Origin of the sequence: Dermacoccus sp. Ellin185, from assembly GCF_000152185.1 — a bacterium.
Lineage (GTDB): Bacteria > Actinomycetota > Actinomycetes > Actinomycetales > Dermatophilaceae > Dermacoccus > Dermacoccus nishinomiyaensis.
In genome coordinates this window covers 18,101-27,077 of sequence record NZ_AEIQ01000036.1, presented here as the reverse complement: position 1 = coordinate 27,077, position 8,977 = coordinate 18,101, and the positions used below count along the sequence as shown (strand labels likewise).

Genomic DNA, 8,977 nt, shown 5'->3' with positions numbered 1-8,977 from the left:
CCGCCGCGGAACCCGCCCTCACGGCGATCGTTGTCACGGCTGAAACCGCCGCGTCGCTCGTCGCGTCCGCCCGCGGCGCCGTCGCGGCGTCCTCCGAAGTCGCGGCCGCCGGAGCGGTCCTGGCCGCGCTTGGCGCCGGCCTTGTCGGCGTGCGACCAGCGCGGCTTCTTGCCGTTGTTGTTGTTCGTCGAAGACATGGGTGTGAACCTCTCGGTCGAGAGCACCGAAGGCGAGCACGCCAGAGAGCCCGTGGAGCACATGGGCTGGAAGGATTGCGTACTGGGTGGATCGGCGCTGTTGCGTGGGATCTCGGCGCTCACATGACGGCGTCACATCGTGGGTGACGCTCAGAGAACGGGCCTACTCTCACCACCACGTGCCGCCACAGGGAGTAGCTGCGGGCACGCTCAAACCGAAAGCAAACCTACTGAACGCAAGATCAATGGTCCCCCAAGTCTACGTCACGCCCGGCGGCGCAGCAGACGCGTCAACCCCCACGCCAGGATGATTCCTGTCACATCGGCGAGTGCGTCGCGCCAGTCCGCGTCGCGCTCCACGACGTCCGTGCCCTGGATCAGTTCGGAGATCGGCGCATAGAACGCGAGCATGAGCGCCACCCATCGCCACCGTCCGAGCAGTGCCAGGAGTGCGGGTCCGCCGAACATGCAGGCGTGGACCACCTTGTCGGCGTGGGGGAACAGCTCACCTTCTGCCCCGCTCGAATGGAACACGTACAGGAGGTACGTCTGCAGTGCGAGGGCGAGCACGAGCAGCGCGCGGCAGGCGCGGACGAGGCGGGAGTCGGAAGGGGGCATCCCGTGCAGTATCGCACCGCGCACGTCCGGCGCCCTCTCGGCGGGTTCTCAGGCTGTCGGCCTAGCTTCGAGCGGCTGCGACGAGGCAGCCCCGCGCCCAAGGAGCTCTCATGACGGTGCACTTCGATCACGCCGCCCACGTCGCGACGATGTGGCTGCCGCAGCTGTCCCCCACCCACGCGACGGTCGTCTCGACGCTCGCCGCGCTCGCGTTCTGCGCCGTGCTGATCGGCGCGATCGCGTGGATGTTCGCGTCGATGTGCCTGGAGCAGGCCCACCCGTGGCGCTTCGGCGTGATCGCGGCGCTCGCCGTCGTCGCGCTCGTGGCGGCGGTGCCGTCGATGCGTCATCGCGTGGCGGGCCCGGCGCCCATCGCGTCGGCCACGGCGACGATCGAGCGCGCCGACGCGTTGAGCGCAGCGCGTGCCGCCGCCGTCCCTGAGAAGGACTGGCGCCCGGAGGCGAAGGCCGTCGCCGCGCCGGCCTCGAGTGACGTGACGTGGTCGCCCGATGACCTGCACGCCCTCAGCGTCGCCGCGCAGAAGAAGAACGGGCTGACAGAGACGTACGCGCGAAGCCGCATCGAGGTCGACTCGACCGGCCAGGACACCGCGACGATCGCCGCGCACGGCACGACCTACCTGACGAAGGACGACAAGCGCGTCCGCTGCGTCGCACGCGTCAAGAACGTCGTGAAGAACAACGTCGGCCGGCCGCTGGCCGCCGACCTCGACCAGGTGGTGTGCGTCCCGGCGACCTGAGGACACTGCGTTCTGCGGCCTCACACGGCCCGCGCCCCTTTCACGGCTCGACCCCGACGCTCACACCTTCTTGGAGCATTCGGGGCCGGAGCCACGTGCAATGGACTCCGGTGAGCGAGAAGCGGGCGCCCACAGACACGGCATCGCCCCACCGGTCCAGCGGAGGCGTCATGTGGGGCGAGATCCAACACGACGGGGCCGGGCGCTCCCCCAACACCTCGCGGGTTCGCTGCCTCATCACACCGTCGAACCCGTCGCGCACGGCTCGATCGTGGTGCGGTTGGAAGCCGTGGTTATGCAGGTGGTTGTCCTTGTTTCCCACGAGGAGGTTCAGCACTGTGCGCTTCCAGAGCTCCGCGAGATCCACACGGCCGGAGGCGGCCATGTGCGGTTCGAACGCTTCGGCCACCGCCACCAACGGTGATCCCAGCGTGTGCGGCGATGTCCAGGCAGACCTTCTCCCACGCGACGACGTCGGTGTCGTCCTTGGTCGAGGTGAACTTCGCCAACATGAGGTGCCCGTTCTCGTCCACGACGACGGCCTTGGGGCGCGCACCACCCATCGACGAACCCGCATCGAACGGTTCCTTGATGTCCGCGTCGCTGTCCGTGTGACTCTCCGCTCGCTGCGCCACCGCCTCGAGGTGAGCCATGTCGAGCATCTTGGGCACGCCTGCGCTCTCGCTCATCTCGACTCCGTCGCGCGCGAAGCGAAGTGCGCCCATCCGTAGCCGGTCGCGCACGGCGAGAAGGACGTCGACTGCGCCAGGCACACCCCTGCCGTCGGCCTGCCACGTCCGTTCGATGATCTGCCGGCCCCACCGAGCAGGTGCGCTGTCCGAGAAGACCAGCGGCAGGGCCCCCTTCTCGGCATATGTCACCTGAGGCGCACTGCCTGCCAGCACGGGCAGCGCCGGCGACAGCGAGTAGCCGTATTCAGCGCCCGCCCACGACTCCTCATACAAAAGTGCCACCGCTTCGTGGATGCGGATGCCACGTACCGACCGTCATGTCCTCACCGTCGACCGACGTCGAGACGCTGATGGCGGCGCCGCTCATCTCTCAATCCTCCAGCGGCGCAGAGCTGGCCAAAGCCCTCCCGCGTGCGTACTGGTGGTGGGGATCGGTGGACGCCACGAGCTCGTCCATGGGCGATCTATTGATCGAGAAGTCGGGCGGGACGGCCATCAACCCGGCCGGGTTTGTCGCGATCTATGACGCCGATCGTGCAGCGGTGGCTCGGCATCGGCGAGTGGTGCGCGCCGGACCGCACGACGTGCAAGAGCCCGCCGTCACCCCTCGAGAGGGATGACGGCGGGCTCCGTGCCACACGCGTCACGCAGCAGCCTGATTCACGCTGCGTGACGAGTTCTGCGAACAGCCGCTCGGCCTCGCGACCGATGCATGGAGGTGGTGGAGATGGGGGGAATTGAACCCCCGTCCATCGACGGCGATCCAGGGCTTCTCCGGGCGCAGTCATTCTGTGGATTTTCTCGGCCCCGCGGCAAGGAATGACACATTCCGCGACAGGCCCAGTCGAGTGAGAGTCCCACAACGCCCCTCGACAAGACGTTGCAGCAAGTTCTCTAGCTGATGCCAGACACTGAGTCGAGAACTAGCTCAGGCTGACAGACTTCGGACTCGCTCAGGCGGCGAGGGCGAAGTCGGTGCGCTTGGAATCGGCACCTATGGGTTTGCAGAGAGCGTTAACGAGATAACTCTGCATCCTCGGCCCGCTTCCCCTGGGACGGCGACCGATGTCGAAACCGATCATCCCCATGGAAACTGTTCGCTCTGTGGAGTTGTGCTTACTGACGAATCAGCGTCCGTCAGTCTAGCGGTTCAACAGCGAAGGACGCGAGCGCATTCCCACGCGCTGCGCCCCCTGCCGTGTCGCGCGCCACACGAGGATCGCTTTGGCGCCTCACCCCGAGGGGTCTATCGTTGATCTTTGGTCGTTGCATCTTCAACCATCTCGCTGCTCGGTGCATCTCGCGGCGGCCAATCCCCATCCCGACGAACGGCGGCCAACGCGCGGCTGCACGACCCAGCGCAGCGCCCGACCCCTTCCCGCGCGCGTTCGATTCCGCGCGCATCTCACCCCTTCGGCTTCTCGCCGGTCTCCCCCCCCCCCCCCCCCCCCCGCCTCCCCCGGCCCCCTCAAGGGCGCCAACTCGAGAAAGGAGGGGCTGATGTCGACTGCTGCTGCCAGCACTCACAGCCCCGACGCCACGCTGGAGTCATCCACCGACAACCCCAAGAAGCCCAACCTCGGCCTCGCGCTCTTCGTCATCGCCTGCGCCCAGCTCATGATCGTGCTCGACGGGACGGTCGTGAACATCGCCCTGCCCCACATCCAGACCGATCTGCACTTCAGCCAGTCCGGCCTGCAGTGGGTCGTCACCGCTTACGCGCTGGCCCTCGGCTCGCTCCTGCTGCTGGGCGGGCGCCTCGGGGACATCTTCGGACGCCGCCGCATGTTCACCACCGGCCTCGTCGTGTTCACGCTCGCCTCGCTGCTCGGCGGCATCGCGCCCAACCCCACCCTCCTGCTCGCCGCGCGCGTGCTCCAGGGTGCCGGTGCGGCGCTGGCTCAGCCGGCGGCACTGGCCCTCGTCAACACGACGTTCCCACCCGGCAAGGAGCGCAACCGCGCCATGGGTGTCTATGCCGCGATGTCCGGCGCCGGTGCAGCGATCGGCCTCATCCTCGGCGGCGTGCTGACCGAGATCGACTGGCGCTGGACGATGCTCATCAACGTGCCCATCGGCATCGCCGTTGCCGTGCTCGCACCCCGCGTGCTCGTCGAATCCGACGGTCACGAAGGCACCCTCGACATCATCGGCGCCATCACGGCGACCGCGGGTCTGTTCGGCATCGTGTATGGCCTGTCCAACGCCGCGTCTCACTCGTGGGGCGACACCTGGACGCTCGTGCCGCTGATCGTGGGCACCCTGCTCGTCATCGCGTTCGCTGCCATCGAGAGCCGCACCGAGCACGCACTGCTGCCGATGCGCATCCTCGCCGACCGCACGCGAGGCACCGCCATCCTCGCGATGCTCATCATGGGTGCCGCGATGTTCGCGATGTTCTTCTTCCTCGGCCTGTACATCCAGCAGGTGCTCGGTTATTCGCCGGTCAAGTCAGGTTTCGCGTTCCTGCCGTTCAGCCTCGGCATCGTCATCGCCGCGGGCCTGTCGCAGAACCTCGTCACGCGCATCAAGCCGCGCTACCTCTCGGGCTTCGGCGGCCTGCTCGCAGCAGCGGGCATGTGGTCGTTCACCCAGCTCGACACGCACTCGAGCTACGCGACGCACCTGCTGCCCGGCATCTTCGTCATGGCCCTCGGCATGGGCTTCGTCTTCATCCCGATGACGCTCGCCGCCTCCCACCGCGTCGAAGCGAAGGACTCGGGGGCCGCCGCCTCCGCGCTCAACACCGCGCAGCAGATCGGTGGTTCGATCGGTCTCGCCGCTCTCACCACGGTGTATTCGCACTATGCGACGCAGCGTGCCGACGAGCTCAAGGCCGCCGCCGCTGCCGCGATGGCGAAGGTGCCGACGTCGGTGCAGGGAACGGCTGAGTTCAAGTCGAAGATGCAGGCCCAGCAGGCAGCCGGAGCGCTCGACGTGCAGACCTTCGCCTCGACGCACGGGTTCTGGGTGGCCTCCGGAATGCTTCTCGTCGGCGCCCTGCTCATCCTGATCTTCATCACGATTCGCAACGACGAACTGCAGACCGACGGGGCAGCGCCCACCGTGCACGTGGGCTGACGCGGTCGCTTCGGCGCGCACACCCTCGCCTCTGGGCGGGCTCGACCCGGCGTCGGGCCCGCCCAGAGGCTTTTCTCACGTCCGGTGTGGTGCGAGACACGCAGGTGTTGCCAACTGTTCGCTATTGGTCGGTTTTGCCGCGAAACTCCGCGGTTTTCAGCGCTGAGCGACCGGTAGTGTCAGCACCACCTGCGCCGCCGCGGCGCCCCACCCCCGAACGGAGATGTGCATGTTCCGCAAGGTCCTGGTCGCCAACCGAGGCGAGATCGCCGTGCGCGCGTTCCGCGCCGCCACCGAGTTGGGCGCCACCACCGTCGCCGTCTTCCCCCACGAGGACCGCGGCAGCGAGCATCGTCTCAAGGCCGACGAGGCCTACCAGATCGGCGAGGTCGGCCACCCCGTGCGCGCCTACCTCGACGTCGACGAGATCATCCGCGTCGCCCGCGAATCGGGTGCCGACGCGATCTACCCCGGCTACGGCTTCCTGTCCGAGAACCCGCTGCTCGCCGAGGCGTGCGCGGACGCCGGCATCACCTTCATCGGCCCCAAGCCCGCGGTGCTGCACATGACGGGCAACAAGGCGACGGCCATCGCCGCCGCCAAGCGCGCCGGCCTGCCGACGCTGCGCAGCGTGCCGCCGTCGTCCGACATCGACGAACTCGTCAAGGGCGCCGACGACATCGGCTACCCCGTCTTCGTCAAGGCCGTCGCCGGCGGCGGCGGGCGCGGCATGCGTCGCGTCGAGAAGCCCGAGGCGCTGCGCGAGAACCTCGAGGCCGCGATGCGCGAAGCCGAATCCGCCTTCGGTGACGCGACCTGCTTCATCGAGGAAGCCGTCGTCGACCCGCGCCACATCGAGGTGCAGATCCTCGCCGACGGTGAGGGCGACGTCGTCCACCTCTTCGAACGCGACTGCTCCGTGCAGCGACGCCACCAGAAGGTCGTCGAGATCGCGCCGGCACCGAACCTCTCCCCCGAACTGCGCGAACGCATGTGCGCCGACGCCGTCGCCTTCGCGAAGGAGATCGGCTACTCGTGCGCCGGCACCGTCGAGTTCCTGCTCGACACCCGCGGCCGCTACGTGTTCATCGAGATGAACCCGCGCATCCAGGTCGAGCACACCGTCACCGAGGAGGTCACCGACGTCGACCTCGTCGCCGCGCAGATGCGCATCGCCTCCGGCGACACCCTCGACGACCTCGGCCTCGCTCAGGAGAACATCCACCTGCGCGGCGCGGCGCTGCAGTGCCGCATCACGACCGAGGACCCGGCCAACGGCTTCCGACCCGACACCGGCACGATCACCGCCTACCGTTCCGCGGGCGGCTCGGGCGTTCGCCTCGACGGCGGCACGATCCACATGGGCGCCGAGGTCAGCGCCCACTTCGACTCGATGCTCGTCAAGCTCACCTGCCGCGGCCGTGACTTCGCGACGGCCGTGCGCCGCGCCCGCCGCGCCCTCGCCGAGTTCCGCGTGCGCGGTGTCAGCACGAACATCCCCTTCCTGCAGGCCCTGCTCGAGGACCCGGCATTCGTCTCCGGCAACGTGACGACGTCGTTCATCGAGACCCACCCGCACCTGCTCGACGCGCGCACCCCCGGCGACCGCGGTACGAAGCTGCTCACCTACCTCGCCGAGACGACCGTCAACAAGCCGTACGGCGACCACTCGGCACTCGCCATCACGGCGCGCGAGAAGCTGCCCGCATTCGACGTCAGCGGCCCCGTCCCGCCCGGCGCGCGCGACCGGCTGATCACCGAGGGGCCTGAGGCGTTCGCCCGCGCTCTGCGCGAGCAGCAGGCCGCCGCCGTCACCGAGACGACGATGCGCGACGCCCACCAGTCCCTGCTCGCGACGCGCATCCGCACCCGCGACCTGCTGCACGTCGCGCCGTACGTCGCACGCATGACGCCGCAGCTGCTGTCGATGGAGGCCTGGGGCGGCGCGACGTACGACGTCGCGCTGCGCTTCCTGTCCGAAGACCCGTGGGACCGACTCGCGAAGCTGCGCGAGGCGATGCCGAACATCCCGATCCAGATGCTGCTGCGCGGGCGCAACACCGTCGGCTACACGCCGTACCCGACCAAGGTGACCGACGCGTTCGTCACCGAGGCCGCGCGCACGGGTGTCGACATCTTCCGCATCTTCGACGCCCTCAACGACGTCGAGCAGATGCGTCCCGCCATCGAAGCGGTGCGCGAGACGGGCACCGCCGTCGCCGAGGTGGCACTGTGCTACACCGGCAACCTCGCCTCCCCCGACGAGAAGCTCTACACGCTCGACTACTACCTCGCGCTCGCCGAGAAGATCGTCGACGCCGGCGCCCACGTCCTCGCGATCAAGGACATGGCCGGTCTGCTGCGCGCCCCGGCGGCGCGCACCCTCGTCACCGCGTTGCGGGAGCGCTTCGACCTGCCCGTGCACCTGCACACCCACGACACGGCCGGTGGCCAGCTCGCGACGCTGCTCGCCGCCATCGACGCGGGCGTCGACGCGGTCGACGTCGCGAGCGCCGCGATGTCGGGCACGACGAGCCAGCCGTCGATGTCGGCGCTCGTCGCCGCGACGGACGGCACGGACCGTGCGACGGGGCTCGACCTCGCGAACGTGTGCGACCTCGAGCCGTACTGGGAGGCCGTGCGCACCCTCTACAAGCCGTTCGAGTCGGGCCTCGCCGCGCCGACGGGTCGCGTGTACCGTCACGAAATCCCGGGTGGGCAGCTGTCGAACCTGCGCCAGCAGGCGATCGCGCTCGGCCTCGGCGACCGCTTCGAGGCGATCGAGGACATGTACGCCGCGGCCAACGACATCCTCGGCAACGTCGTCAAGGTGACGCCGAGCTCGAAGGTCGTCGGCGACCTCGCGCTCGCGCTCGTCAGCGCGAACGCCGACCCGAAGGACTTCGAGGCCAACCCGCAGAACTACGACATGCCGGACTCCGTCATCGGCTTCCTCGGCGGCGAGCTCGGCGACCCGCCCGGTGGCTGGCCCGAGCCGTTCCGCACGAAGGCCCTCGCCGGACGCACGGTGCGCCCGCGCGTCGAGGAGCTGAGCGACCATGACGAGGCCGACCTCGCACGCGACCCGCGCGGAACGCTCAACCGCCTGCTGTTCCCCGGCCCGACGCAGGACTACGCACGCGCCCGCGAGCTCTACAGCGACCTGTCGGTGCTGTCGACGAAGGAGTTCCTCCACGGCCTCGCACCCGGGCAGGAGCACGAGGTCGACCTCGAGCCGGGCAAGAAGATCCTGCTGTCGGTCGCGTCGGTCTCCGAGCCCGACGAGCGCGGCATGCGCACCGTGCTCGCGACCGTGAACGGCCAGCTGCGTCCCGTCCAGGTGCGCGACCACGCCGTCAAGGTCGACGTCGCCGCCGTCGAGAAGGCCGACCCGAAGAACGCCGGCCATGTCGCCGCTCCGTTCGCGGGCATGGTGTCCGTCAGCATCGCCGAGGGTGACGAGGTCGCGGCAGGCGACACGGTCGCGACGATCGAAGCGATGAAGATGGAGGCCTCCATCACGACGCCCGTCGCGGGCACCGTCAAGCGCGTGGCTCTGACGCACGAGACGCAGGTCGAGGGCGGCGACCTCGTCATCGTCATCGAGTGATGTCCGCCGCCGTGACCT

Annotated in this window: 7 protein-coding genes, 1 other RNA gene and 1 pseudogene; 4 read left to right on the top strand and 5 right to left on the bottom strand. The window is 68.9% G+C overall.

The window, feature by feature from the left end; translation table 11 throughout:
• Positions 1-197: pseudogene (locus tag HMPREF0321_RS02265) on the bottom strand (hypothetical protein); the annotation flags it as partial.
• A 264-nt stretch (positions 198-461) separates the two neighbouring features.
• Entirely contained in the window at positions 462-815 is a 354-nt protein-coding gene (locus HMPREF0321_RS14610; protein ID WP_006943839.1) for a hypothetical protein, read from the bottom strand.
• 110 nt (positions 816-925) lie between these two features.
• On the opposite strand from HMPREF0321_RS14610, the gene HMPREF0321_RS02255 reads away from it, so the two are divergent.
• Positions 926-1,576: a hypothetical protein gene (locus tag HMPREF0321_RS02255; RefSeq protein WP_006943857.1), complete on the top strand. Its 651-nt coding sequence runs from the start codon at positions 926-928 to the stop codon at positions 1,574-1,576.
• Positions 1,577-1,616: 40 nt separating this feature from the next.
• Here the strand turns inward: HMPREF0321_RS02255 and HMPREF0321_RS17315 are convergent, their stop codons facing one another.
• Together HMPREF0321_RS17315 and HMPREF0321_RS15890 are read right to left on the bottom strand one after the other, a co-directional pair.
• Positions 1,617-1,961, bottom strand: coding sequence for a HipA domain-containing protein (locus HMPREF0321_RS17315; RefSeq protein WP_371168038.1), 345 nt, complete (start codon positions 1,959-1,961; stop codon positions 1,617-1,619).
• Complete coding sequence (locus HMPREF0321_RS15890; RefSeq protein ID WP_006943859.1) at positions 1,870-2,550, bottom strand: HipA N-terminal domain-containing protein; 681 nt, start codon at positions 2,548-2,550, stop codon at positions 1,870-1,872. The genes HMPREF0321_RS17315 and HMPREF0321_RS15890 overlap by 92 nt, the downstream gene beginning before the upstream one ends.
• Positions 2,551-2,585: 35 nt before the next feature.
• On the opposite strand from HMPREF0321_RS15890, the gene HMPREF0321_RS02240 reads away from it, so the two are divergent.
• Positions 2,586-2,888, top strand: coding sequence for a hypothetical protein (locus HMPREF0321_RS02240; RefSeq protein ID WP_006943838.1), 303 nt, complete (start codon positions 2,586-2,588; stop codon positions 2,886-2,888).
• Between the two features lie 99 nt (positions 2,889-2,987).
• Here the strand turns inward: HMPREF0321_RS02240 and ssrA are convergent.
• Positions 2,988-3,354: a transfer-messenger RNA gene (ssrA, locus tag HMPREF0321_RS15305) on the bottom strand.
• Between the two features lie 414 nt (positions 3,355-3,768).
• Between ssrA and HMPREF0321_RS02235 the strand changes: the two genes are divergently transcribed.
• Together HMPREF0321_RS02235 and HMPREF0321_RS02230 are read left to right on the top strand one after the other, a co-directional pair.
• Positions 3,769-5,349 (top strand): MFS transporter, encoded by a 1,581-nt coding sequence (locus HMPREF0321_RS02235; protein ID WP_006943845.1) that lies wholly within the window; start codon positions 3,769-3,771, stop codon positions 5,347-5,349.
• Positions 5,350-5,578: 229 nt separating this feature from the next.
• On the top strand, positions 5,579-8,959 hold the full coding sequence (locus HMPREF0321_RS02230) for a pyruvate carboxylase (RefSeq protein ID WP_006943837.1): 3,381 nt from the start codon (positions 5,579-5,581) through the stop codon (positions 8,957-8,959).
• Positions 8,960-8,977 lie beyond the last annotated feature (18 nt).